Annotated in this window: 26 protein-coding genes; 18 read left to right on the plus strand and 8 right to left on the minus strand. The window is 38.5% G+C overall.

The window, feature by feature from the left end:
• Nucleotides 1–3: 3 nt before the first annotated feature.
• The gene (locus IHV10_RS05105) at nucleotides 4–282 is read left to right on the plus strand and encodes a hypothetical protein (protein ID WP_197127612.1); all 279 of its coding nucleotides are present in this window, start codon (nucleotides 4–6) and stop codon (nucleotides 280–282) included.
• 3 nt (nucleotides 283–285) lie between these two features.
• Here IHV10_RS05105 and IHV10_RS05110 read toward each other — a convergent pair whose 3' ends face one another.
• The 3 genes from IHV10_RS05110 to IHV10_RS05120 all read right to left on the minus strand — a co-directional run bounded on the left by IHV10_RS05110 (nucleotide 286) and on the right by IHV10_RS05120 (nucleotide 1901).
• Nucleotides 286–729: a hypothetical protein gene (locus IHV10_RS05110; protein ID WP_197127613.1), complete on the minus strand. Its 444-nt coding sequence runs from the start codon at nucleotides 727–729 to the stop codon at nucleotides 286–288.
• A complete protein-coding gene (locus IHV10_RS05115) occupies nucleotides 719–919 on the minus strand; it encodes a YlaI family protein (protein ID WP_197127614.1) in 201 nt (66 codons plus the stop codon). Before IHV10_RS05115 ends, IHV10_RS05110 begins: the two co-directional genes overlap by 11 nt.
• Nucleotides 920–1271: 352 nt before the next feature.
• Nucleotides 1272–1901, minus strand: a complete 630-nt coding sequence (locus IHV10_RS05120) for a YhcN/YlaJ family sporulation lipoprotein (RefSeq protein ID WP_231618130.1) — start codon at nucleotides 1899–1901, stop codon at nucleotides 1272–1274.
• Between the two features lie 140 nt (nucleotides 1902–2041).
• Between IHV10_RS05120 and IHV10_RS05125 the strand changes: the two genes are divergently transcribed.
• Nucleotides 2042–3376: a PhoH family protein gene (locus tag IHV10_RS05125; protein ID WP_197127616.1), complete on the plus strand. Its 1335-nt coding sequence runs from the start codon at nucleotides 2042–2044 to the stop codon at nucleotides 3374–3376.
• Between the two features lie 54 nt (nucleotides 3377–3430).
• Here the strand turns inward: IHV10_RS05125 and IHV10_RS05130 are convergent, their stop codons facing one another.
• Nucleotides 3431–3940 carry a peptidyl-prolyl cis-trans isomerase gene (locus IHV10_RS05130; protein WP_197127617.1) on the minus strand — a complete coding sequence of 170 codons (510 nt, stop codon included), beginning with the start codon at nucleotides 3938–3940 and terminating at the stop codon, nucleotides 3431–3433.
• A 143-nt stretch (nucleotides 3941–4083) separates the two neighbouring features.
• On the opposite strand from IHV10_RS05130, the gene IHV10_RS05135 reads away from it, so the two are divergent.
• From IHV10_RS05135 to pyc, 3 genes are all read left to right on the plus strand, one after another.
• A complete protein-coding gene (locus tag IHV10_RS05135) occupies nucleotides 4084–4353 on the plus strand; it encodes a YlaN family protein (RefSeq protein WP_370568668.1) in 270 nt (89 codons plus the stop codon).
• 436 nt (nucleotides 4354–4789) lie between these two features.
• Nucleotides 4790–5956, plus strand: a complete 1167-nt coding sequence (gene ftsW, locus IHV10_RS05140) for a putative lipid II flippase FtsW (protein ID WP_197127619.1) — start codon at nucleotides 4790–4792, stop codon at nucleotides 5954–5956.
• A 22-nt stretch (nucleotides 5957–5978) separates the two neighbouring features.
• The gene (pyc, locus tag IHV10_RS05145) at nucleotides 5979–9422 is read left to right on the plus strand and encodes a pyruvate carboxylase (RefSeq protein WP_197127620.1); all 3444 of its coding nucleotides are present in this window, start codon (nucleotides 5979–5981) and stop codon (nucleotides 9420–9422) included.
• A gap of 46 nt (nucleotides 9423–9468) precedes the next feature.
• On the opposite strand, the gene IHV10_RS05150 is transcribed toward pyc, so the two are convergent.
• Complete coding sequence (locus tag IHV10_RS05150; protein ID WP_231619419.1) at nucleotides 9469–10356, minus strand: COX15/CtaA family protein; 888 nt, start codon at nucleotides 10354–10356, stop codon at nucleotides 9469–9471.
• A gap of 379 nt (nucleotides 10357–10735) precedes the next feature.
• Here IHV10_RS05150 and cyoE point away from each other — a divergent pair, with 379 nt between their 5' ends.
• The 7 genes from cyoE to IHV10_RS05185 all read left to right on the plus strand — a co-directional run bounded on the left by cyoE (nucleotide 10736) and on the right by IHV10_RS05185 (nucleotide 17694).
• Nucleotides 10736–11629, plus strand: coding sequence for a heme o synthase (gene cyoE, locus IHV10_RS05155; protein WP_197128208.1), 894 nt, complete (start codon nucleotides 10736–10738; stop codon nucleotides 11627–11629).
• A gap of 258 nt (nucleotides 11630–11887) precedes the next feature.
• A complete protein-coding gene (gene coxB, locus IHV10_RS05160; RefSeq protein WP_137789773.1) occupies nucleotides 11888–12907 on the plus strand; it encodes a cytochrome c oxidase subunit II in 1020 nt (339 codons plus the stop codon).
• 31 nt (nucleotides 12908–12938) lie between these two features.
• Nucleotides 12939–14783, plus strand: a complete 1845-nt coding sequence (ctaD, locus tag IHV10_RS05165; RefSeq protein WP_332873631.1) for a cytochrome c oxidase subunit I — start codon at nucleotides 12939–12941, stop codon at nucleotides 14781–14783.
• Complete coding sequence (locus IHV10_RS05170) at nucleotides 14783–15403, plus strand: cytochrome c oxidase subunit 3 (protein WP_144700988.1); 621 nt, start codon at nucleotides 14783–14785, stop codon at nucleotides 15401–15403. The genes ctaD and IHV10_RS05170 overlap by 1 nt, the downstream gene beginning before the upstream one ends.
• A gap of 4 nt (nucleotides 15404–15407) precedes the next feature.
• Nucleotides 15408–15752 (plus strand): cytochrome C oxidase subunit IV family protein, encoded by a 345-nt coding sequence (locus tag IHV10_RS05175; RefSeq protein WP_066393364.1) that lies wholly within the window; start codon nucleotides 15408–15410, stop codon nucleotides 15750–15752.
• Nucleotides 15753–15887: 135 nt separating this feature from the next.
• A complete protein-coding gene (locus IHV10_RS05180) occupies nucleotides 15888–16760 on the plus strand; it encodes a cytochrome c oxidase assembly protein (protein WP_197127621.1) in 873 nt (290 codons plus the stop codon).
• Between the two features lie 217 nt (nucleotides 16761–16977).
• Complete coding sequence (locus IHV10_RS05185) at nucleotides 16978–17694, plus strand: nucleotidyltransferase domain-containing protein (protein WP_197128210.1); 717 nt, start codon at nucleotides 16978–16980, stop codon at nucleotides 17692–17694.
• A gap of 30 nt (nucleotides 17695–17724) precedes the next feature.
• Here the strand turns inward: IHV10_RS05185 and IHV10_RS05190 are convergent, their stop codons facing one another.
• On the minus strand, nucleotides 17725–18075 hold the full coding sequence (locus IHV10_RS05190; protein ID WP_197127622.1) for a YugN family protein: 351 nt from the start codon (nucleotides 18073–18075) through the stop codon (nucleotides 17725–17727).
• 158 nt (nucleotides 18076–18233) lie between these two features.
• On the opposite strand from IHV10_RS05190, the gene IHV10_RS05195 reads away from it, so the two are divergent.
• Both IHV10_RS05195 and IHV10_RS05200 read left to right on the plus strand, forming a co-directional pair.
• Nucleotides 18234–18662, plus strand: a complete 429-nt coding sequence (locus IHV10_RS05195; RefSeq protein WP_197127623.1) for a CBS domain-containing protein — start codon at nucleotides 18234–18236, stop codon at nucleotides 18660–18662.
• Between the two features lie 124 nt (nucleotides 18663–18786).
• On the plus strand, nucleotides 18787–19818 hold the full coding sequence (locus IHV10_RS05200) for a CAP domain-containing protein (protein ID WP_197127624.1): 1032 nt from the start codon (nucleotides 18787–18789) through the stop codon (nucleotides 19816–19818).
• A 74-nt stretch (nucleotides 19819–19892) separates the two neighbouring features.
• Here IHV10_RS05200 and IHV10_RS05205 read toward each other — a convergent pair whose 3' ends face one another.
• Nucleotides 19893–20372, minus strand: coding sequence for a PaaI family thioesterase (locus IHV10_RS05205; protein ID WP_197127625.1), 480 nt, complete (start codon nucleotides 20370–20372; stop codon nucleotides 19893–19895).
• 172 nt (nucleotides 20373–20544) lie between these two features.
• Between IHV10_RS05205 and ylbD the strand changes: the two genes are divergently transcribed.
• The 4 genes from ylbD to IHV10_RS05225 all read left to right on the plus strand — a co-directional run bounded on the left by ylbD (nucleotide 20545) and on the right by IHV10_RS05225 (nucleotide 22306).
• Entirely contained in the window at nucleotides 20545–20949 is a 405-nt protein-coding gene (gene ylbD / locus IHV10_RS05210; protein WP_197127626.1) for a YlbD family protein, read from the plus strand.
• Nucleotides 20950–20964: 15 nt separating this feature from the next.
• Entirely contained in the window at nucleotides 20965–21267 is a 303-nt protein-coding gene (locus IHV10_RS05215; RefSeq protein ID WP_197127627.1) for a YlbE-like family protein, read from the plus strand.
• Between the two features lie 64 nt (nucleotides 21268–21331).
• Complete coding sequence (locus IHV10_RS05220) at nucleotides 21332–21757, plus strand: hypothetical protein (RefSeq protein ID WP_197127628.1); 426 nt, start codon at nucleotides 21332–21334, stop codon at nucleotides 21755–21757.
• A 114-nt stretch (nucleotides 21758–21871) separates the two neighbouring features.
• Nucleotides 21872–22306 (plus strand): YlbF family regulator, encoded by a 435-nt coding sequence (locus IHV10_RS05225; RefSeq protein ID WP_197127629.1) that lies wholly within the window; start codon nucleotides 21872–21874, stop codon nucleotides 22304–22306.
• A 2-nt stretch (nucleotides 22307–22308) separates the two neighbouring features.
• Here IHV10_RS05225 and IHV10_RS05230 read toward each other — a convergent pair whose 3' ends face one another.
• Nucleotides 22309–22629: a hypothetical protein gene (locus IHV10_RS05230; RefSeq protein WP_197127630.1), complete on the minus strand. Its 321-nt coding sequence runs from the start codon at nucleotides 22627–22629 to the stop codon at nucleotides 22309–22311.
• Between the last annotated feature and the right edge of the window lie 7 nt (nucleotides 22630–22636).

Here is a 22636-nt window from a genome sequence, read left to right on the forward strand (position 1 = left end):
ATTATGCAACTTGTTGACGCTCTATCCAATTGGTTGAGCATTAAGAAAGTACATGAAGAGAGACCCCGAGACCAAGCAGCTAAGGAGACTTTTGAGTTTTTTACTGAGATTCTCACAGAGGATCATCATGTAAACATCTCTACTGTATCGACTTCAGGTCCGTTTTATGTCGTTTTGTATGAAGTTAACGGCATTGAAAACTCCGAAAAGTTTTTTATCGATAGTATCGATGCTTTATATGAAGGAATTCAAAGTGAACCAAGATTTAACGAGGAGTACTGATAATCAGTACTCCTTTTTTTTGTGTAGGAGTGTAACAAAATAAGCTATGATTATCGCGAAGAGTATATGGCCGAGCAGCCAAATGATAAAAGGTAAGGTTAGTGGGGCTGAGAATGGCTTTTCAACAGCTAGGTGGTACAGAGGAAAAAATGTAAAAGACATGATCACATTTATGATTAACGAAATCTGATAGGGATGATAATAAATTCTGCAGAACAGATCTACGAATGCAATCAAAATGATCGCTATGATAATATGAAGAACAAATTGAAAAGGTTCATTATAGATAACGGAATCAGGAAGAGGCAGGAAATCAATATTTAATAAGAATGTGTAAAGATTCAATCCAAATAACACTTCTGGAACGTAAAAAAAACAAGCCAGCAGAATGCCGGCAAGGGAACCAAATAAAATCCATGAAATAATTCTTATGTTATTACCAATCATTGTTTGTATCCGGACTTCGATATAATGTGAAATTACCTGTAGCTTCACGCTGAGCGGTTTTTCGCGTTATGCGTTCTCTGCAAGATTCGCACATAAACGTGTGTATGGGACGGTTTCTTAATTTTTTTGCAAGTGAGCATTCATTTTCAATTACTTCGATCGTATCACATAATACGCATTTTACACGCATCGTATTTCACCTCTTTCAAATAGTATACCATAAAGAAATTGGAAAATTAAACGAACGATGCTTGGGATGCGAGTAGAGAGTAATGTAACGGATCGTTTTTGATAAAAAGCAATGTACGTAACCCTGGGGTGAACAAAATTAACCGAGTGTCTTTCTTTAGCGAACACATATCGTTTTTTACGAGGTAATTTGTATTTTATCCGTAGAAAGCAGTCTTAATTACGAGGTAATTCTGATTAATTACGAGTATAAAATTTTTTATCCGATTTTCGACAAAACATCTGTGTTTAACAAGTGTAAAAAAGACTCATGAGCTAAGGCGCTATGAGTCTTTTTTACATATCTCAAAAAATCACGTTTCATTCAATCGTTGAGGCTGATTTTTATCTGATTTTTCTTGTTTTTGTTGTTGGTTTTTAAGCTCTTGTTGTTCTCTTTCTGATAATTGACTATCGTTTGTTTCTGTTGGAGACGGCTTTTTCGTTTGTATACTGTGAGGTACTTGTGGCATCAGACGTCCAACGATCCCTGCAAGCTCCTTCATAATTCCGCCGATTGGATGACCTTGTCGGATTTGTTTGCCCATCTGACGAAGTCTTTCTACCGTATCAGGATCAGCTGTAACGAGTGCATTCTTTCCATTTGGATCGTTTTTTAGAGATTCTGCTACAGAATACTTTATAGAACCAACCTTTGAATTATCAAGCTTGCGATCTACATCTATCCCTACTACTGCATATGGGCCTAATACTACTGCAGTTGCATCTTCAACGCCTGGAATACCTGTTGCGAGACCTACAAGGTGTCTCGATATTTCTTGAGATCCTTTTGGCTGGTGAGGCTTCTTACTATTTGCAGTTTGGTTGACTTTAGTAAGCCTCGGAGTGTTTTGGTCATTTTGAGCGTTATCATTATTATTGTTCATGCAGCCAAAAAGTACGAATATAGCACTAAGAACGGCTACGATACGAAATATTTTCAATGACATTCATCCTTCCAGTTCATTTTCCTTATTTTTTGTACATTCTTCTAACTTTATTCCTTTGTACATACATTTTTAATAGGCAGTCCATAAAGACGCTAAATGAACAATGACTAGAACACATTAAGTCAGGAGGCTGAATGTTGAATAAACGATACGTCCTAGATACGAACGTGCTGTTGCAGGATCCATACTCCATACAATCCTTTGGAGATAGTGAAGTGATCATTCCTGCAGTCGTGTTAGAAGAAGTGGATTCAAAGAAACGTTATATGGACGAAATTGGAAGAAATGCACGTGAGGTTTCTCGTTTGATTGATAGAGTCAGACAAAAAGGACAGCTTCATAAAGGAGTTCCTCTAGAAAATGGAGGTACCCTTCGAGTAGAACTCAACCATAAATCCTTTAAAAGGCTTCAGGAAACCTTTGTTGAACAAACAAACGATAACCGAATACTGGCAGTTACCTTAAACCTAAAACAAGAAGAAGAAGAGAAGAAAAGCGGAATAAAAGTTATACTTGTTTCAAAAGATGTGCTCGTCCGAGTAAAAGCTGACGCACTTGGAATAGAAGCTGAAGATTTTCTGAGCGATCGCGTTATAGACAAGAATGATCAAACGTACACAGGCTATAAAGAAATTTATGTACAAGGTGATCTGTTGAATAAATTTTATGAAAAAAATGAACTTCAACTGATCGAGTTGACAGGTCACTCATTTCATCCTCACCAATTTGTAATCTTAAAGGATGTGTTCAGATCTTCGGTTTCTGCTCTTGGAAAAGTTGATGAATTCGGAAAGACATTAAAGCCGCTTCGATATGATTCAGAACAAATATGGGGAATTCGAGCAAGAAATGTTCAGCAAAAGATGGCGTTTGAGTTACTTCTCAGAAAAGATTTGCCACTCGTAACTCTGATCGGTAAAGCTGGAACTGGAAAAACACTGATAACGCTCGCTGCAGCACTTCTTCAAACAGAGGATTTGAAAGATTATATCAAGCTCTTTATTGCTCGACCGATCGTTCCGGTCGGAAAAGATATCGGCTATCTGCCAGGGGAAAAAGAAGAAAAATTAAAACCGTGGATGCAACCTGTCTATGACAACTTAGAATATTTATTTAATACAAAAAAATCAGGTGAACTGGAAAAGATTTTAGCTGGTATCGGTTCAATTCATGTTGAAGCACTGACTTATATTCGAGGAAGAAGTTTGCCGGACCAATTTATCATCATAGATGAAGCGCAAAATTTAACGAAGCATGAAGTAAAGACCATTTTAACACGTGTCGGAGAAGGCAGTAAGATCGTTCTCTTAGGAGATCCTCAACAGATCGATCATCCGTATTTAGATGAATTTACTAACGGATTAACGTATGTAGTAGAGAAATTTAAAGATCAAGCATTGAGTGGGCATGTTCGCTTAGAAAAAGGAGAACGTTCATCGCTAGCTCAGATTGCTGCAGATCTATTATAAAGTTGTATGGTCATTAAAAAAGACAGCCCAATTATGAGCTGTCTACATTTTCAATTAAAGAATCGTTACTGCTGAAATGTGTTTGATCGGATTTTCTTTGTTGCGACCATCACCAAAATAAAAATGTACAGGGCCGTCTTCTTTTAGCGGTTTTCCACTGTTAGAAAAAGCAAAGTATCCGTTTTGTGCTTCCTCAAGTGTGATCTCAACGCTACCGTCCCCTGACTCAAGCCTAACTTTTTCTGCGTCAGGGAGCGGTTGTGCATTATAGATAAAATAGGATAGAGAAATTGCAAATGAACTTGATAATAATGTTTCTTTTAAAGTGGTTTTTGAACTTTTTTTCTTTTGCTCTTGCTCTGAAGGGGGAACGGCACCCTCTTGTAATTCGCGGTCCCAATGTGCAGACACTTCTTTTAAGTATTTTTCTTGCTCGTTTTCCTTCGATTTATCTAAATCGAACAATGTGTGTAAATCCTCTTTTCTATCATCAAAAATCCATACTCCTGGATCTAATGTAAGGGGATAGTTTACTTTTCCGTTTAATGCAACGATGAACTCCATATAAACCTCCTTGAATTTGAAAACGCTATAAAAAGCATAGCACGATTATAAGAATACTGTAATATGTTGATTTTTTTTATGCAAACCTTTATATTTAAAGGTAGAAATCGTGTCGAACGGAGGGATGATCATTGTCAGCTGAGATGGCAACTGGACATCGGGAAAGGGCATTTGAACTATTAAAAGCAGATGCAGACAAAATCCTGAAACTAATTGAAGTTCAAATGGAAAACTTAACAATGCCACAATGTCCCCTCTATGAGGAAGTATTGGATACGCAAATGTTTGGTTTATCCCGTGAAATAGATTTTGCAGTCCGTTTAAACCTGGTCGAAGAAGAAGCAGGTAAGAAATTATTAGAATCACTTGAAAAGCAGTTAACTGCTTTGCACGATGCCTCAATGAAAAAATGATCGACACCCAGTCCGAGAATGTAAATTGGACTGGATTTTTTTATATATATAACTAAGTTTGTATTTTAATAATAGGCTGTTTTCGTAAATTTTATTGCTTTTGGGCTTTTGGTCCTGTCGTCTTAAGGAAGTCACTCTTGCTACTATGTCTTCATCATGATGTGTTCGCAGTAAGCTTCTTTGTCTGAGGGCTTACAAGAAGTTTCTAATGTGGTAGTCACCCACCTTCCACTCCACACAACTGTTCAAAGATGACTATGAAAATGAAAAGCAACTATTCTGTAGGTTAAAGCCTATTCAAAAACAAGATAAAACCTTCGAAATAGTATAAGAAGCTGAAGCTGTAGTGTTGTATCATAAATAAAAAAGGTTTATGTGATACAATATCTAATAATTATAAAGATGCAGTTTCAAGACTTCAGAAGAGAGGAGAAAGGTGAACAACGTGAAAAAAGCAGTAAGACCCTATGACTATTCTTTGATAGTAGCCGTACTATTATTGTGCAGTGCTGGATTAGTCATGATCTACAGCGCGAGTATAGGGGTAACGATCAATAAATACGATTACAGCAGTAGCTTTTTCTTTTCGAGACAACTTGTCTTTCTGCTAGTTGGGATAGGACTCATGTATTTTACCATGAGGTTCAATATACAAATCTACAAAAAGTTAATGATGCCTATCGTCGTCTTTTCAATTCTCATATTGATATTTGTCTTATTGTTCGGACGAGAAGTGAACAATGCAAAAAGTTGGCTATACATAGGTCCGATCGGTATTCAGCCTGCTGAATTTATTAAGCTAACACTAGCTATCTACTTAGCGGCAATCTATTCAAAGAAACAAGGGAAGATGCAAGATTTCAAAAAAGGAGTCATCCCTCCACTAACGATTTTCGCCATCATGTTTCTATTGATATTGAGACAGCCAGATTTAGGGACAGGCATTATCGTTTCAGGTGTTGCTGGAGTTATTCTGTTCTGTTCAGGTATAAAGTTTAAACATATTTTTTCAATGGCAGCTTTAGCGGGTATCGTAGGGTTAGGTATATTCCTTCGTTTAACCCCAGAACAACTTTCTCGTTTCGATGCAGCTTATGCACCCTTCAAAAATCCTGCGGGCGACGGTTATCAGCTCGTTAATGGATATATTTCTATCGCTGCGGGTGGAATGACAGGATCAGGTCTAGGTGAGAGTATTCAGAAATATGGATTCCTCCCAGAACCACATACAGATTTTATAATTGCCATCATCGCCGAAGAACTAGGTTTTATTGGAGTATTTTTGATCATCGCCTTGTTAGGGTATATCGTTTTAAAAGGATTTTATATAGGTATGCAAAGTAATGATACATATTCAAGCTTATTAGCTTTTGGTATCGCTGGAATGATAGGTATTCAAACAGTGGTCAATCTAGGTGCAGCAGTAGGGTTATTGCCGATTACTGGTGTTCCGTTACCATTTATTTCGTATGGGGGCTCATCCCTTCTTTTGTTTCTAACATCGATGGGGATTCTTATAAATATTTCTGCAAAAGTAAATCTGAACAAGAAAGTCCCAGATAAAAAGCCCGAAGTAAACAGAAAGATAAAAGCTATCATGTAACGGTAAAAGGAGAGGAACTTGTATGAGTAGAAAAATCAGCAAAGTCTTAGTAGCAAATCGTGGGGAAATTGCAATTCGGATTTTCAGAGCTTGTACCGAACTAGATATACGAACAGTAGCTATTTATTCGAAAGAAGATACGGGATCTTATCATCGTTATAAAGCGGATGAGGCTTATCTAGTAGGCGAAGGAAAGAAACCGATCGATGCTTATCTGGATATTGAAGGTATTATCGAAATTGCAAAAGCAAATGGTATCGACGCAGTTCATCCTGGATATGGTTTTTTATCAGAGAACAAGGAATTTGCAGAACGCTGTAGTGAAGAAGGCATCATTTTTATAGGACCGAACGAAAAACATCTTGATGTATTCGGGGATAAGGTTAAAGCTAGACAAGCTGCTATTGATGCTAACATTCCAGTAATTCCAGGTAGTGATGGACCTGTTAACAGTCTTTCAGAAGTGAGAGACTTTGCTCTAAGTAATGGTTTTCCAATCATCATCAAGGCATCTATGGGTGGCGGTGGACGCGGAATGCGTATCGTCAGAAGTGAAAACTCCCTTGCAGAAAGTTACGATCGTGCTAAATCAGAAGCAAAAGCCGCGTTTGGTAAAGATGAAGTATATGTTGAAAAATTTGTAGAAAACCCAAAACATATTGAAGTACAAATACTCGGAGATCATGAAGGGAACTTAGTGCATTTATATGAGCGTGACTGTTCTGTACAAAGAAGGCACCAAAAAGTAGTCGAAGTTGCACCAAGCGTCTCGCTATCTGATGAGCTTCGTCATGATATCTGTAAATCAGCTGTATCGTTGATGGAGCATGTAGGGTATATCAATGCAGGTACCGTTGAGTATCTAGTAACGCCAGACGGCAAATTTTATTTCATAGAAGTAAATCCGCGCGTTCAGGTGGAGCACACGATTACTGAGATGGTCACTGGAATCGATATTGTCCAATCGCAAATCCTTATCGCAGAAGGATACCCGTTGCATGGAAAAGAGATTGGAATTCCAAAGCAAGAAGATATTTATTGTCATGGCTATGCGATCCAATCGCGAGTAACGACAGAAGATCCTTCTAATCAGTTCATGCCTGACACTGGTAAGATCATGGCGTATCGTTCAGGTGGAGGTTTTGGAGTTCGATTGGATGCTGGTAATGGATTCCAAGGTGCGATTATCACTCCTTTCTATGATTCTTTACTCGTTAAAGTGTCTACGTGGGCTTTATCTTATGAGCAAGCAGCATCTAAAATGTTAAGAAACTTAAAAGAGTTTCGTATTCGTGGGATTAAAACAAATATTGCTTTCCTTGAGAACGTTGTAACACACCAGAAGTTTTTATCAGGTGATTATGATACTTCTTTCATTGATACAAGCAGTGAACTCTTCGTCTTTCCTAAGCGTAAAGATAGAGGAACGAAGATGCTTTCCTATATTGGTGCAACAACAATTAATGGTTTCCCGGGACTTGCTAAGCAGGAGAAACCTAATTTTGCTAAACCTCGTATTCCAAAAATAAAGCACTCAGAACCGATTCCGAATGGAACGAAGCAATTGTTAGACGCTGAGGGGCCAGAAGCTGTGTCTCGCTGGATAAAGGATCAAAAGAAACTCTTACTTACGGATACAACCTTCCGAGATGGTCACCAATCATTGCTAGCAACTCGCGTTCGTACGAATGACCTTTTGCACATTGCTGAACCGACCGCAAGATTATGGCCAGAAATGTTCTCACTTGAAATGTGGGGAGGAGCAACGTTTGATGTTTCTTATCGTTTCCTTAATGAAGATCCATGGGACCGCTTGATTAAGCTGAGAGAAAAAGCTCCGAACGTGTTGTTTCAAATGTTACTTAGAGCTTCAAACGCAGTAGGTTACAAAAACTATCCAGATAATGTCGTTGAAGAGTTCGTTAAAAAGTCAGCAATGGCAGGAATCGATGTGTTCCGAATCTTTGATAGCCTAAACTGGGTGGAAGGAATGAAAGTGGCAATCAGAGCTGTTCGTGAGACAGGAAAAATTGCCGAAGCAGCCATCTGCTATACAGGAGATATTTTAGACCCGAACCGTACGAAATATGATCTGAAATATTATGTGAATCTCGCGAAAGAACTTGAAGCGGAAGGAGCACATATACTAGCTATTAAAGATATGGCAGGACTATTAAAACCTCAAGCTGCTTATGACTTAGTATCAGCGCTGAAGCAAGCGGTCGAAATTCCGATCCATCTTCATACGCATGACACGAGTGGTAACGGAATCTATACTTACGCAAAAGCAGCTGAAGCAGGTGTTGATATCGTAGACGTTGCTGTAAGTTCTATGGCGGGTCAGACATCTCAGCCTAGTGCAAATTCACTCTACTACGCGTTAGCAGGGAACGAAAGACAGCCAGATTTAAACATTGATCATGTTAAAGATCTATCTTCTTATTGGGAAGATATCAGAAAATATTACTCAGGGTTCGAAAGCAATTCGGCTGCACCAGATCCGGAAGTTTACGAGCATGAGATGCCAGGTGGGCAGTTTAGTAATCTTCAGCAGCAAGCAAAGGCAGTCGGTCTTGGAGACCGCTGGGATGAAGTCAAACAGATGTATCGTAGAGTGAATGATATGTTTGGCGATGTGGTTAAAGTTACACCATCTTCAAAAGTTGTAGGTGACATGGCTCTATATATGGTTCAGAACAACTTAACGGAAGATGATGTTTATGATCGAGGAGATTCATTAGATTTTCCTGACTCTGTTGTAGAATTCTTTCAAGGGTACCTGGGGCAGCCGTACGAAGGTTTTCCTAAAGAGTTGCAGCGTATCATCTTAAAAGGAAGAGAACCTTTTTCAGAGCGGCCAGGGGAGCTTTTAGAAGCTGCTGATTTTAATGACATTAAGGAAACGTTATTCCATAAGATCAATCGCCAAGTAACAAGTTTTGATGTTTTGGCGTATGCGCTATATCCAAAAGTATTCTTAGATCGTGAAAAGATGTATTCACAATTCGGTGATATCTCAGTTCTCGATACGCCAACATTCTTTTATGGAATGAAGCTAGGGGAAGAGATTGAAGTCGAAATTGAACAAGGTAAGACTTTAATCGTGAAGCTCGTTTCAATCGGTGAAGCACAGAATGATGGATCTAGAGTACTTTACTTTGAACTTAACGGTCAATCGCGTGAGATCGTAGTAATCGATGAAAGTGCAAAAGTAACCGTATTTGCAAAACAAAAAGTAGATCCTTCGAACCCATCCCAAATTGGTGCAAGTATGCCAGGAACGGTGATCAAGGTTCTAGTTGAACAAGGAGAAAAGGTTAAAAAAGGTGATCATCTGATGATAACTGAAGCCATGAAGATGGAAACAACCGTTCAAGCTCCTTTCGATGGAACCGTTAAAGAGATCTCTGTTCAAAACGGAGAAGGAATCGCTGCTGGGGATCTGTTGATTGAATTGATTAAGTAAAAATAAAAAAACCAAGGTGCAAAACGTGCACCTTGGTTTTTTTGATTTACTTTCGATAGACGATTAACGCTAAGTAGCTCAGCGTTCCAAACAAGAAGGAAATGATCAATCCATGACCAAGGGCCACGAATAAATTTAAGTTGGAATAAACGATCAATGCTCCAGATACACCTTGGAGAATGACGAAAAGTAGAGCGAAATGAAATCCTTTTGTTACTACTTTTTGATCGCTATAGTATTTTCGAGCATGATACCAAGCATATACGATCCAAATAAACAGGACGATAGCTGCAATTCGGTGCAACAGATGAATGCTTGCTTGAGATCCTATCGTTGCGAATATGGTTCCGTTACATAAAGGGAACTCCGGACCACAGCCCATGCTCGAACCTGTATGCCTTACGAGCGCACCCGTGTATACAACAGCATACAGATAAGCGAATAACCAATAGATGTTCTTTTTAAATGCGGGTGATACTTTTGCAATAAATGGACGATCAGGATCTTCAAAAGAAAGAATCGCTATCAAGAGAACGCTCGCGAACGAAACTAGTGAAAAGCCGAAATGAGATGCAAGAACGGCTGAAGATTGACTCCAAATTACTGCAGCGGCTCCTAAAAGTCCTTGAAGGATAATAAAGAATACAGCTGATCCAGCTAATATCTTTATTTCTTTTCTATTTGGTTCTCGTCTCCAAGCCCAAATCGCGAGTATGATAACGAGCAGCCCAAGCCATGCTGATACAAACCGATGACTTACTTCAATAATGGTTTCAAGTTTTGGTGCAGTAGGTAAGATTTCTCCATAACAGAGAGGCCATGAGTTACCGCATCCGTCACCTGAGCCAGTTTTTGTTACAACAGCTCCCATCAGTAATACGAGCAACATACCTAGTGAAGTAATAATAGAATAAATTTGATAAAATCTTTTCAAATCAATCACCTGCTTTTTTTGTCCTATAACCGTTCACAAATTTGTAATATTTTCAACAAGTATTACAGACACCCACATCGTACAAATAATATAAGATACTGTCTATATTAGTCGAAGTATACAAAGCACTATATTTGTTTTATAATGTTAGAGGACATTTTCTTTATATATCACTATCCTATCATATAGGTAAAACGTTCTACTTTACATATTGTGAACAGATGAAGACATTTTTTTACCGTTGATTTTAGAGTCAAGCCCATATAGAATGAATGAGGGCTTAAATAACAGCAAAAGCAAGATTTGGAACATTTTACTCTAAAAGGAGGTGTATCTGTTGAGCAAAACTCCAACTGCATATGAAGTCGCTAACAAAGTAATGGAACCCGGACCTCTATCTGAAGCGAACCCTACAGGCACCTGGAAAGATTTTTTGACCATCGCGAAGCTCGGGATCGTTATGAGTAACTTGATTACAACATTTGCTGGATTCTTTCTAGCTTTAAAATATAACAATCATTTGTTCTCTGACAAGATTGGTGCTTTAGTTCTTTGTATTCTGGGTGCTGCACTAGTTATCGCTGGTGGCTGCTGCTTGAATAACTATATTGATAGAGATATAGACCAGCTGATGGAGCGTACCATTGAGCGCCCGACAGTTACGGGCAGGATCAGTGCGAATCAAGTACTTTGGGTAGGTATTAGTCTTTCCGCAATCGGAACAGTTATGCTTGCGATGACTACCTTAACGGCAGCGGTAATGGGGTTGATCGGACTTTTCGTATATGTTGTCGTTTACACGATGTGGCTGAAACGAACTCATTCTATTAATACCGTTGTTGGGGGAATATCTGGGGCAGTACCGCCTTTAATCGGTTGGGCAGCTGTAGATGCTAACCTTCATTGGGTGACATGGATTTTATTCTTAATCATGTTTTTATGGCAACCGCCACATTTTTTGGCACTTGCGATGAAAAGATGTGAAGATTATCGAAAAGCGGGAATTCCGATGCTTCCTGTTGTATCTGGCTTCGCATTAACGAAGCGTCAGATGATCTGGTATGTAGCTGCATTACTTCCTGTGTCTCTTTACCTGTTCGAATTTGGTATCGTCTACTTGATCTTGGCTGCTGTGTTAGGAACAGGTTGGCTGATTCTAGCATTATCAGGCTTAAAGACAAAGGATGACATGAAATGGGCTCGTATGATGTTCGTTTATTCGTTGAATTATATGACCATTATGTTTGTTGCGATGATCTTAGTGAACATATAGATTTTATACTGGAACAGCGCGATCGTGCTGTTCCTATAATCGCCTTTACATAAAAGGGCTTTCATAAAAAAAGTATAGATGAAGGCTGATCGTTTGTAATCACTCTTAAGAGTGAACCTGTTATATAAAGAAAAAAGTTTAAATTTTTCGTAAGATCTACTTTTGCTATTTCCATTCAAATAACATATTTATTTGAATTGAATAGATAGAACATTCAGTCAAAACAGACTACAACGAGAAAGTGGGGTATATGTAGTGATGAAAAAATGGCTACAAAAAGGGCGTTTTCTTTCCTTATTTGCCATGTTGGCTCTTCTTTTGATGGGGTGCGGAGATCCGACTCTATCAACTTTGATTCCGCAAGGTGAAGTTGCTGACAAACAGTTCCAGCTGATGCTGATCTCTATTAGTATTATGATTCTGGTTCTGGTGGTAGTTTTCGTTCTTTATGCATTCGTATTATTGAAGTTTAGAAAGAAAAAAGGTGACAATTCTACACCTAAGCAAGTGGAAGGTAACCACATGCTTGAACTATTATGGACAGTTATTCCAATTCTTTTGCTTATTATCTTAGCTGTACCAACTGTTATGAGAACGTTTGAATTCTCTGCAGATGCAAAACCAGCTTCAAAGAACGAGTTAAGCATAAAGGTTACTGGACACCAATATTGGTGGGAGTTTGAGTATCCGAAAGAAGAATTGATCACTTCTCAGGAATTGGTTCTTCCGGCAGATACGAAAGTACACGTTGAATTATCTTCTGCTGATGTTATTCACTCATTCTGGATTCCTTCACTAGCTGGTAAGACAGATACAAACCCTGGTGATAAAAACAAGAACTATATGTGGTTTGATACGGGAAGTCAGACAGACGTAGTGTACAAAGGGAAGTGTGCTGAACTTTGTGGTGCATCCCATGCTTTGATGGACTTTAAAGTAAGAGTTGTTTCTAAAGAAGACTACAAGAACTGGGTTGCGGGCTATAAAGCGGCTGACGACAAATCTTCTGCTAATGCTGATGGACAACAAGTCTTTGAAAAGAACTGTTTATCTTGTCACGCTGTTGGACAAAACGGCGGGAACACAGGACCTAGCTTAACTGGTTTTGGGGATAAAGACCGTGTAGCAGGTATCTTAGAACATGATAAAGAAAATCTGAAAAAGTGGATCAAGGACCCTCAAGAAGTTAAACCAGGCAACAACATGCCTAAAGTAAATCTTTCTGACGAGGAAATTGATGCCGTTTCGGATTACTTGTTAGGTCTTAAATTGAAATAGTCTTAAGCATTGCAAAAAAGGAGGTTACACCGTGGCAACTCACGAAAGTCACAAAAAGAGAAGTGGGTTAATGGATTGGCTCACTACCGTTGACCATAAAAAGATCGGTATTCTGTATCTTTTGGCTGGTGGCTTCTTCTTCTTAATCGGAGGACTTGAAGCAGTTTTAATGCGTATTCAACTTATGGAACCAGACAGCAAGATTTTCACTGGTGAACTTTATAATCAATTATTAACGATGCATGGAACAACGATGATCTTCTTGGCAGCCATGCCGATTATCTTTGGTTTCATGAATGCGATCGTTCCTTTACAGTTAGGAGCTCGTGACGTAGCGTTTCCTTATGTAAACGCAGTCGGGTTCTGGCTATTCTTCTTCGGAGGAGTGCTATTGAACTTAAGTTGGTTCTTAGGCGGAGCTCCTGAAGCTGGATGGACAGCATATGCTCCGCTATCAACTGTAGCAGAAGATACAGGTGTTGACTTTTATGTACTTGGTCTTCAAATTGCCGGAGCTGGTACTCTTGCAGGAGGAATTAACTTCCTTGTAACGATTATCAACATGCGTGCACCTGGTATGACATTTATGCGTATGCCATTGTTCACATGGGCTTCATTTGTTACTTCTGGGCTTATTCTTTTCGCATTCCCTGCACTTACAGTAGGCTTCTTCTTACTGATGTTCGAACGTGTATTTGATGCTAATTTCTTTAATCCAGATATGGGTGGTAACATTTTGATCTGGGAACACATTTTCTGGATTTTTGGTCACCCGGAAGTATATATCTTAATTCTTCCAGCATTCGGTATTATCTCTGAAGTTATTTCTACATTCTCAAATAAGCGCTTGTTTGGTTATAGCGCAATGGTATTTGCAACAGTGCTTATCGGATTCTTAGGATTCATGGTTTGGGTTCACCACATGTTCACTGTTGGTTTAGGACCTGTAGCAAACTCAATCTTTGCTGTAGCAACTATGGCAATCGCGATTCCAACTGGTGTTAAGATCTTTAACTGGATCTTCACGATGTGGGGCGGACAGATTCGTTTCTCTACAGCTATGCTTTTCGCAGTTGGATTTGTTCCAACTTTCGTAATGGGTGGAGTTACTGGGGTAATGCTTTCTGTACCTGCTGCTGACTACCAATATCATGACAGTTATTTCGTAGTAGCTCACTTCCATTATGTAATCGTTGGTGGTTTGATTTTAGGATTGTTCTCAGGGTTATACTATTGGTACCCTAGAATGTTTAACCGCGTATTGAATGAAACACTTGGTAAGTGGAATTTCTGGTTGTTCTTTATCGGTTTCCATTTAACGTTCTTCCCTCAGCACTGGTTAGGACTAATGGGTATGCCTAGACGTGTTTATACATATATGTCTGGACAAGATCTTGATGGAGCAAACTTTGTAAGTACGATCGGTGCGATTCTTATGGGTGCAGGTACCATTGTACTTTTAATCAACATCATCATTTCTGCATCATCTAAATATGCAACAACAAAAGATCCATGGGATGGCCGTACTCTAGAATGGGCTATGCCAGTTCCAACACCAGAATACAATTTCGCTCAAACACCACTAGTACGTGGTCTAGATGCATTGTATGTTGAGAAGACAGCTGGTAATGGAGAAATGACACCTGCAGAACCTGTAGGAGAAATTCATATGCCGAATGGATCGATCCTGCCGTTTATTTTATCTTTAGGAATGTTCATTTCTGGTTTTGGTTTTATCTACTCGAACTGGTACGTAGCAGGAGCAGGTCTAGGGCTTGTATTGATCACCATGTTCTTACGTTCTATTATTGATGATCACGGGTATCATATTCATAAAGAAGAAGTTGAAGCAGACATTAAAGGGGGTAGAGCTTAATGAATGCTGGAGAACGTTTAACAGATGCGAATTTCCCTGCTCATCCTGAAAAAGCTACCCTTGAAGGTAAGAACAAATTTTTAGGATTCTGGTTATTCCTTGGTGGAGAAACGGTATTATTTGCAACGCTTTTTGGAACATATCTTGGTCTTAGAAATATGCATTTAGACGGCCCTTCTGGGGCAGAACTATTTTCACTGCCATTAGTATTTCTAGCTACAATGCTGCTACTAACTAGTTCACTTACGAGTGTGTACGCAGTACTTTCTTTAAAGCAGAACAAAGTACGTTCATTGCAAGGCTGGTTCCTCGTAACATTATTATTAGGTCTTGGATTCTTAGGTCTAGAGATTTATGAGTTCATACATTATGTTCACGAAGGACATACGTTTACAAGCTCTGCGTTTGGTTCAGCTTTCTATACGTTAGTAGGTTTCCACGGAGCACACGTATTGTTTGGAATTCTTTGGATCACAACATTGTTAGCAAGAAACTGGAACAGAGGGATTACATTATCTAATGCTCCAAAATATTATTTGTTTGCTCTATATTGGCACTTTGTCGATGTTGTATGGGTATTCATTTTTACCGTTGTTTATCTAATGGGAAAGGTAGGCTAAACTCATGGCTAATCACACACAAAACCCTGAAACTACCGTTCATCGTCACGAAGAGATTCAGCGTAAGCTTGCTTTGAAAGAGGAGCGTAAGCATCATAACGTTTCTTTTGTCATGATGATTCTTTTAACAATCGTTGCATTCTTTGCGATCTGGAGTGACAAGATTAGTGATTCATTTGCTGTTTTGTTTATCCTAACACTGGCAGTTGTTCAAGTTTTCTTCCAGCTATATGTTTGGATGCACTTAAGCCACAAAGGACATGACTTCCCAATCTGGGGTATGGCAAGTGGTATATTGGTTGCAGCTATTACAGTAGCTTCCTTAATGGGACTTATTTGGACATCGTAATCAAGGAAGGGCTGCATCTCGTATGCAGCCCTTTTTATTTGTTACAATATTAAGAATTGTCACTATTATTCCGTACAAGTACCAACCATGATTGATATAGTATTTATGGGTACTTTTATAAAGGAGATGACAGACATGCATCATAATCATCATGTTCATCATACTAGTTTAAGTGATTATAACTGGTACGAGCTTTTTCCGCCTTCGATATATGTTTTAGCCATCATTCTTGCGTTCGTTTACTTTCGGTTTGTTGCGAAAGATAAACAGGGTAAGAAGCTTGCGACGAAATGGCAGCAGACTTCAATGATCGCTTCACTTTTGTTGATGATCATTATAAAAGGTACGCCTGTTCAGGTTTTAGGACATAATTATTTATTCAGTGTTCACATGGTACAGATGGCTGTTCTTTATTTAATGATCGCACCTCTTATGATACTTGGGATTCCTGAGGTGAGATGGAAAAGTTGGTTAAGTAAGAAAACAATCCTTACTCGGATTTTTCATTTCCTCACTAAACCGTTGCTAGCATTGCTTATCTTTAACGCAGTATTTTCTTTGTATCATATTCCTTTAGTGTTTGATGCAGCCGTTTCAAACCCTGTTATTCATTACGGGTATCATGCTTTATTATTAATAACGGCTTATACGATGTGGTGGCCGGTTCTTTGTCCGGTTAGAGAGCTTGATACGTTGTCAGACATTAAAAAGATCGGATACGTGTTTGCTAATGGTGTACTAATGACTCCAGCTTGTGCGTTGATCATGTTTGCAGATTTTCAGCTTTATGAAACTTATAGAAATGTGCCACAATTGTTTGAAACGATGACGCCGAAAGAAGATCAGCATGTAGGTGGAGTTACAATGAAGATCTTCCAAGAAGTGATTTATGCCTTTGTACTCGGATTAATCTTTACGAGATGGGTGAAAAAAGAACGACTGCGTGATAAGGCGGACTTGGAGTTAATTAAACGACAAAATAATCAATTGAAACCTGAATTAAAGTAACCGGCATTTTTGCGGGTTATTTTTTTGTCTAAACCTAAGTCTATACTTGCAAACAACATGATTTCAGATGCATATAATCTCCTCACGGCGCTGGAAAAGCGAATGTTATGAAATATACCTAAAAAAGACGTACAAAATCACAACAAAAAAAAGAAATTGCTCGTTGGTGTCGAAATATATAGTAAAGCCGAGTAGAAAGGAAAGAAAAATCATGAGAATCAGTGCCAGACAAGCAGCTAAAAAATTTATAGAGTCTCATTATCCAAACTGTGATGTAGCCTATCTGGCTGGCAGTGTTGTTAGGGGAGAAGAAACAGAAAGCTCTGATTTAGATATCATCATCATAGATAGTTCTATCAGTGAGTCATATCGTGAATCACTTACCGAGTATGACTGGCCGATTGAGGTTTTTGTTCACAACATGTTTACTTACAAACGCTTTTTCAAACAAAATATCGACAGAGCCAGACCCTCACTTCCACAAATGTGTGCTGAAGGCATCATTCTTCGTGACTCAGGGCATGCGTCACGAATTAAGAATGAAGCTTTACAGTTATTAAAAGCAGGGCCTACTCCGTGGAAGACGATTGAGATCGAGCAAGCACGTTATTTCTTAACCGATCTATTAAACGATCTAGAAGGTTCTACAAACGTTTTAGAGGATTTATTTATCGTTTCAAAACTTGCTGATCGTACACATGAATTTGTTTTACGTGTTAATGGACATTGGATTGGGGAAGGAAAGTGGATTCTTCGGGCTTTAAAAGAGTATAGCGAACCTTTTGCTGAACAATTCGCTTCTGTATTTGATGATTATTATTTCAATCGCTCCAAATCAAAAGTCATTGGATTTGTTGATGAAGTGCTCGCTCCATATGGTGGCAGGCTATTTGAAGGGTACTCCTCTCAATCTCCAGAAAGAGCTGCTGAATAAGAAAAAACCCCTCATGCAAGAGGGGTTTTTTTAAACGTGTAACTCACTATGCAGTGCTTCGATCAGTTTGTTGCATTGATTAACTACGTGTTTTGGGAATACTTCGTCGTATTCTACACCATGCGGGTAGTAATGTTTCCCTACATAAGGTGTTCCAAGTTCAACTTTAGCATGAGGTGTTTCTGTTTCTGCTTCAATAACATGACAAGGGAAACGGAAGTAGTAAACGTCACCATTCGTCATATCTTCAAATTTGTAATCATATGTAATACGTTCATAATCCCATTGGCCAGCACGGATCATGCCATGGTTATCCATCACATGCTCTAAAAGTGAAAACTCAACAACCTTCCCGTTTAAGCCGCTTTCTTCAAATTTCATTGTGAAACCTCCTAGGAATTCAATAAAAAATAATAATCACTTCTTAATGATATTATGAAAGCGCTAAAGATGCAATCATTGTCAAAAGTGCGCATATTTGTTTTTCTTTCGTAAAGCATAAAGGAGTATAGATTTAAAATAACGAGGAGGTAATGTTTGTGAAAAAGGTAAGTGACATCATGACGAGGAATGTAGATTATGTAACACCACAAGACAATGTTTACGAAGTAGCCGTAAAAATGAAGCAGGATAATGTAGGTGTTATTCCTGTTTGTGAGAATGATCAAATTATCGGAGTAATCACGGATCGAGATATTGTCGTCCGGGGAGTTGCTGAGAAACGTCCAGGGTCTACAAAGGTATCCGATGTTATGAGCGATAATCTGTTTACAGGCTCTGCAGATATGACAGTTGAAGAAGCAGCGGAACTTATGGCAGACAAACAAGTAAGAAGACTTCCAATCGTAGAGAACAATAAACTTGTAGGGATTATCTCGTTAGGAGATCTTTCCCTAGCTAAAGAGAGTGACTCCGCTGCAGGACATACCCTTTCACAAGTTTCTGAGCAAAGAGATCAGATTCAATAATTGATGTTGATTATATAAAACAGTTCCTTTTAAAGGGGAGCTGTTTTATTTTTGAAAGGTTTCATCCAAACACATACCCTCTATGCTAAACTAAGAAGAGAAGAAAGATATAGGGGGAACCATTATGCGAGGATTGGTTACTTTTTTCCTATCCGTTTTTATTTTGATTGGCTTATTTTTTTATGATGTACTACCAGAATTCACAGTCGAGAAAGAAAAGCCTGATACAAAAGTAGAGTACATAGAAGAAACATTAAAGATTCCTGATGATGCTGTTTCTAACTGGGTTGGTAAAGATATATCTGAATTTAAAGAGCAATGGGGAGAACCTGAAAGGATAGATCCATCTAGCTATGGTTATGATTGGTACATATATGGAAACAAGAGTCCAAAAGGATATTTGCAAGCTGGTGTAGAAAACGGAAAAGTAGTTACGTTGTTTGTCATTGGATCTGATGTGAATACATCACCATTTACGATTGGAGAGAATTCAAACACGATCATCCAAAAGTTTCCGATTGAGAGTGACATCACTATTAACGACGGAGAAGATTTCTTTAGATTTGAACTGTCTGAGCAAGAAGTTATGCTGCGTCCACTGATTAAATTGAAAGATAACATTTGGGTACAGCTTTATTTTGATAAGTTTACGAATCAGCTATCCAGTGTAAGATATACTACTTCGGATGTCTTGTTAAAACAAAGGCCATACTCGATCGTTTATCGAGGAGATCTTCCCCCGCTTGGGCAGTTAAGCGATGATGAACAAAAAAAGGTAGATCAATCTGAAGAACAGCAAGTTTTTGAGTTAACGAATATTATCCGTCTTAAATACGACAAAAATCCGTTGCAGTGGGATGAGAAAACTTCGGAAGTGGCATTTTTGCATTCAAAAGATATGTTAGATCAGCAATATTTCTCTCATGAGAGTAAGGATGGACGAACGCTTTCAGATAGGCTGCAGCAAAAGCAAGTAAAGTTTCTGCAAGCGGGAGAGAATATAGCTGCAAACTATACGGACGGTATAGCAGCTGTAGAAGGCTGGATGAACAGTGAAGGGCATAGGAACACACTTTTAAACAATGAGTACACTCATTTAGGAGTGGGTGTAGATAATAAGTATTACACACAGAATTTCTTAGTACCTATGAAGTAAATAGAGATAGTAAAGCTGAACCTTAAAAGGTTCAGCTCTTTTTTTTTGAGAAGGTATTTTAGAGGGATTTTCTGTTATTCGGCAAGTTTAAAGAATGTACCTGATGCAGAAGCGATTAAAGTACCTTTTTCGTTACGTACTTTTCCATCCATACGGACCAATTGTCTGCCATTATGTACGACTTCAGCACGGCAAATGAACAACTCTCCAACGCCAGGTGTTAAAAAGTCTACTTTTAATTCGACAGTCACAGCACCTCTTTTGTTACCTGGAACAAGGCTGGCCATCGTGCCCATTGCTGTATCTAAAAGTGTTGCGGTTAAGCCGCCATGTAAGATTCCGAGTGCATTGTCGAGTAAGGGAGAATTGGGCATCTCCATCTCTAACGTATGATCATTGATTCTAGTTGTTTTAAAATCTAATAAAGAAGCAATGTGTGTCTTATGCTGCTTTTCTCTTTTCGTTTTCAAACTGTTTAAGAAACGTTTCATGACTTGTTGCTCTTGTTCAGTACTGGTTTCGAAATACTCGTTCCACTCGTCCTTAATGTTCAATAGTCTCTCCCTCAATCTTTTTTTATTTTTATTGTACCTTTTTGGGCGGATGAGAATAAAGTAAACAGAATTAACTTTGCATGAATAATGAAAAATGGGCGCACCAATTTATGGGCACTTATGTATCATGTAGTAAACATCATTCGTCAGTGGATGGCTGGGGGTGGATTCTGTGGTAAAGACTGATATAGAAAGTTTCAAGGAGTTCGTTCATAAACATCCTGATTTAATTAAGGAAGTGAAGAAGAATAAGAGGCCTTGGAAAGAAGTTTATCAGGATTGGATTGTTTTGGGAGAAGAACATGAAAGCTGGAATCAGTATGCAAAAGATAAGGATAAAGATAAAAAACAAGAAGATCGCTCTAAGTCTGAGAAGACAAGAACAGAACTTACAGTTGGAGATATTGTTGCTGGTTTAAGTAAACTGCAAATAACGGATGTACAAAAATATTTATCCCAATTTGGTAGTCTGATGGATGCGGTTCAAGAACTATTACAGCAATTTAACAATCAGTCTGACAGACCGAACCAACAGCCGGAAAATAGAATGAATGATTATCCTTCATATAGGGATTAAAAGGATGTGTGCGGTGTGCGAAGAGAAATTCTCGAATACTTAAATACAAGACCTGACTTGAAATATTATATAAGAGAAAAACCAGAGTGGTATAGAAAGCTGAGTAGAAACCCTTTTTCAGTGTCTGAGCTGGAAGAGGGTGCGAAAGTGTTTTACGGGCGTACCTTCGGGCAAAGAGTGGATCGTTTTCATCAACAGGTACAAAACTTTGGCTTATTAATGGAATTGATCTCTGTAATGAGTGATGAAGTAAAAGGAAGCGATGCTCCTATGCCGAATGATTTTCAGCCAATGCCAGACTCTCTAAACAACGGTTAAGAGTTTTTGAGGGATAATAAGAATCAATAAGGAAAAAACTACTTCTATAAGGAGTGGTTTTTTTATGAAAATAAGAAATAGACGGATCTATGCAGGTGGTCTATTAGTGATTATCGTGCTCACACTATTTACGATTACCAAATTCCACGAAGGAACTTCTGAGTCCAAACCAAAAGCTGTAGAGGTATCTGCTTCATATCCAATCATGGATAAAGACTGGGCAGTCAATTATCATGTGAAAAAGCAGCGGATCTATTTTGAGAATATTATTTCAAGGTTTTCCTTCCAAGGTGGTCTTACGAAGACACCAGGAAATAAGGATGGATACATTGCTGTTTTTGTAAACAATAAGTGGAAGATGAATGCTAATCAATCCATGTTCATCTTAAAGAATATGAATCCCGGTAAACATAAGATTACTCTGCAGCTGAAGAAGAAAGATGGATCTGATTACGGATTAAAGAAAAATATAGTCGTTCAAGTTCGATAACTCTTCAATTTATGAAGAGTTTTATTTTTTGTAAGAAGTCTGCTATGCTTTTAAGTCTATTCAATATCCGCTATAATAGATTAGAAACCTCATACCTAAAGGGAGGTGTGACGTATGAGTTTAGACCAAAGTGTATTGCTGGAAGAATCATTAGCATTAGCAGAGATGGTTGCTGATTCCAGTGTTGCATTAGCATATAGAGAGTCAAAATATAACCTAGAGCAAGATGTTGAAGCACAGAAAATGATTGCTCGTTTCGCAAAAATGAAAGAACAGTATGAAGAAGTACAGCGATTTGGAAAATATCATCCTGATTTTCATACCGTTTCAACACAAGTTCGTACTCTTAAACGGGAGCTTGATTTTCATGAAAATATAGCTCAATTTAAGAAAGCAGAAAAAGAACTTGAAAACTTATTGATGGAATGCAGTAAAATCATTGCTTACAGTGTATCTCAACAGATTAAAGTTCCTACAGGCAATCCGTTCTTCGATGAGAGCTCTTGCAGTGGTGGATGTGGTTCAGGCGGATCCTGTGGCTGTGCTTAAACTTAGTCTCTAAACCGAATGCAGTCAAAACATAAGTTTCCGCAGCAGAACATTTTTTCTTGCGGTACTAAAAAACGCATTCGGTATACATGAAGATTTTCTTCTGATCTTACAAATGTAAGGTTTAATGTTAGCCGTTTCCCTTTCATAGCTTTTACGGCATGTTTTTTTACAGAATCAGTTGAGTGATCGATTGAAAACTGCGAAGAAACCGTTACATATATGAAAGGGATACCGGCCATCATTTTTTTTTCAACATGAATGATTGAAGGGTCTTGTTTCATTCGATTCAAAAAATGTTCCCAAACGTTGTTTAAGTCCAATCTACAT

It is taken from the genome of Fictibacillus sp. 5RED26 (assembly GCF_015903895.1).
Lineage (GTDB): Bacteria > Bacillota > Bacilli > Bacillales > Fictibacillaceae > Fictibacillus > Fictibacillus phosphorivorans.

What these genes read in the sequence shown, in the direction of transcription:
- IHV10_RS05110 (WP_197127613.1), bottom strand. Translation starts at nt 729, where the DNA reads ATGATTGGTAATAACATAAGAATTATTTCATGGATTTTATTTGGTTCC.
- coxB (WP_137789773.1), top strand. Translation starts at nt 11,888, where the DNA reads ATGAAAAAATGGCTACAAAAAGGGCGTTTTCTTTCCTTATTTGCCATG.
- IHV10_RS05190 (WP_197127622.1), bottom strand. Translation starts at nt 18,075, where the DNA reads ATGAAATTTGAAGAAAGCGGCTTAAACGGGAAGGTTGTTGAGTTTTCA.
- IHV10_RS05180 (WP_197127621.1), top strand. Translation starts at nt 15,888, where the DNA reads ATGCATCATAATCATCATGTTCATCATACTAGTTTAAGTGATTATAAC.
- IHV10_RS05125 (WP_197127616.1), top strand. Translation starts at nt 2,042, where the DNA reads ATGTTGAATAAACGATACGTCCTAGATACGAACGTGCTGTTGCAGGAT.
- IHV10_RS05200 (WP_197127624.1), top strand. Translation starts at nt 18,787, where the DNA reads ATGCGAGGATTGGTTACTTTTTTCCTATCCGTTTTTATTTTGATTGGC.
- IHV10_RS05170 (WP_144700988.1), top strand. Translation starts at nt 14,783, where the DNA reads ATGAATGCTGGAGAACGTTTAACAGATGCGAATTTCCCTGCTCATCCT.
- IHV10_RS05130 (WP_197127617.1), bottom strand. Translation starts at nt 3,940, where the DNA reads ATGGAGTTCATCGTTGCATTAAACGGAAAAGTAAACTATCCCCTTACA.
- IHV10_RS05225 (WP_197127629.1), top strand. Translation starts at nt 21,872, where the DNA reads ATGAGTTTAGACCAAAGTGTATTGCTGGAAGAATCATTAGCATTAGCA.
- cyoE (WP_197128208.1), top strand. Translation starts at nt 10,736, where the DNA reads ATGGAACCCGGACCTCTATCTGAAGCGAACCCTACAGGCACCTGGAAA.
- pyc (WP_197127620.1), top strand. Translation starts at nt 5,979, where the DNA reads ATGAGTAGAAAAATCAGCAAAGTCTTAGTAGCAAATCGTGGGGAAATT.
- IHV10_RS05115 (WP_197127614.1), bottom strand. Translation starts at nt 919, where the DNA reads ATGCGTGTAAAATGCGTATTATGTGATACGATCGAAGTAATTGAAAAT.
- IHV10_RS05175 (WP_066393364.1), top strand. Translation starts at nt 15,408, where the DNA reads ATGGCTAATCACACACAAAACCCTGAAACTACCGTTCATCGTCACGAA.
- IHV10_RS05105 (WP_197127612.1), top strand. Translation starts at nt 4, where the DNA reads ATGCAACTTGTTGACGCTCTATCCAATTGGTTGAGCATTAAGAAAGTA.
- IHV10_RS05220 (WP_197127628.1), top strand. Translation starts at nt 21,332, where the DNA reads ATGAAAATAAGAAATAGACGGATCTATGCAGGTGGTCTATTAGTGATT.
- IHV10_RS05135 (WP_370568668.1), top strand. Translation starts at nt 4,084, where the DNA reads ATGGCAACTGGACATCGGGAAAGGGCATTTGAACTATTAAAAGCAGAT.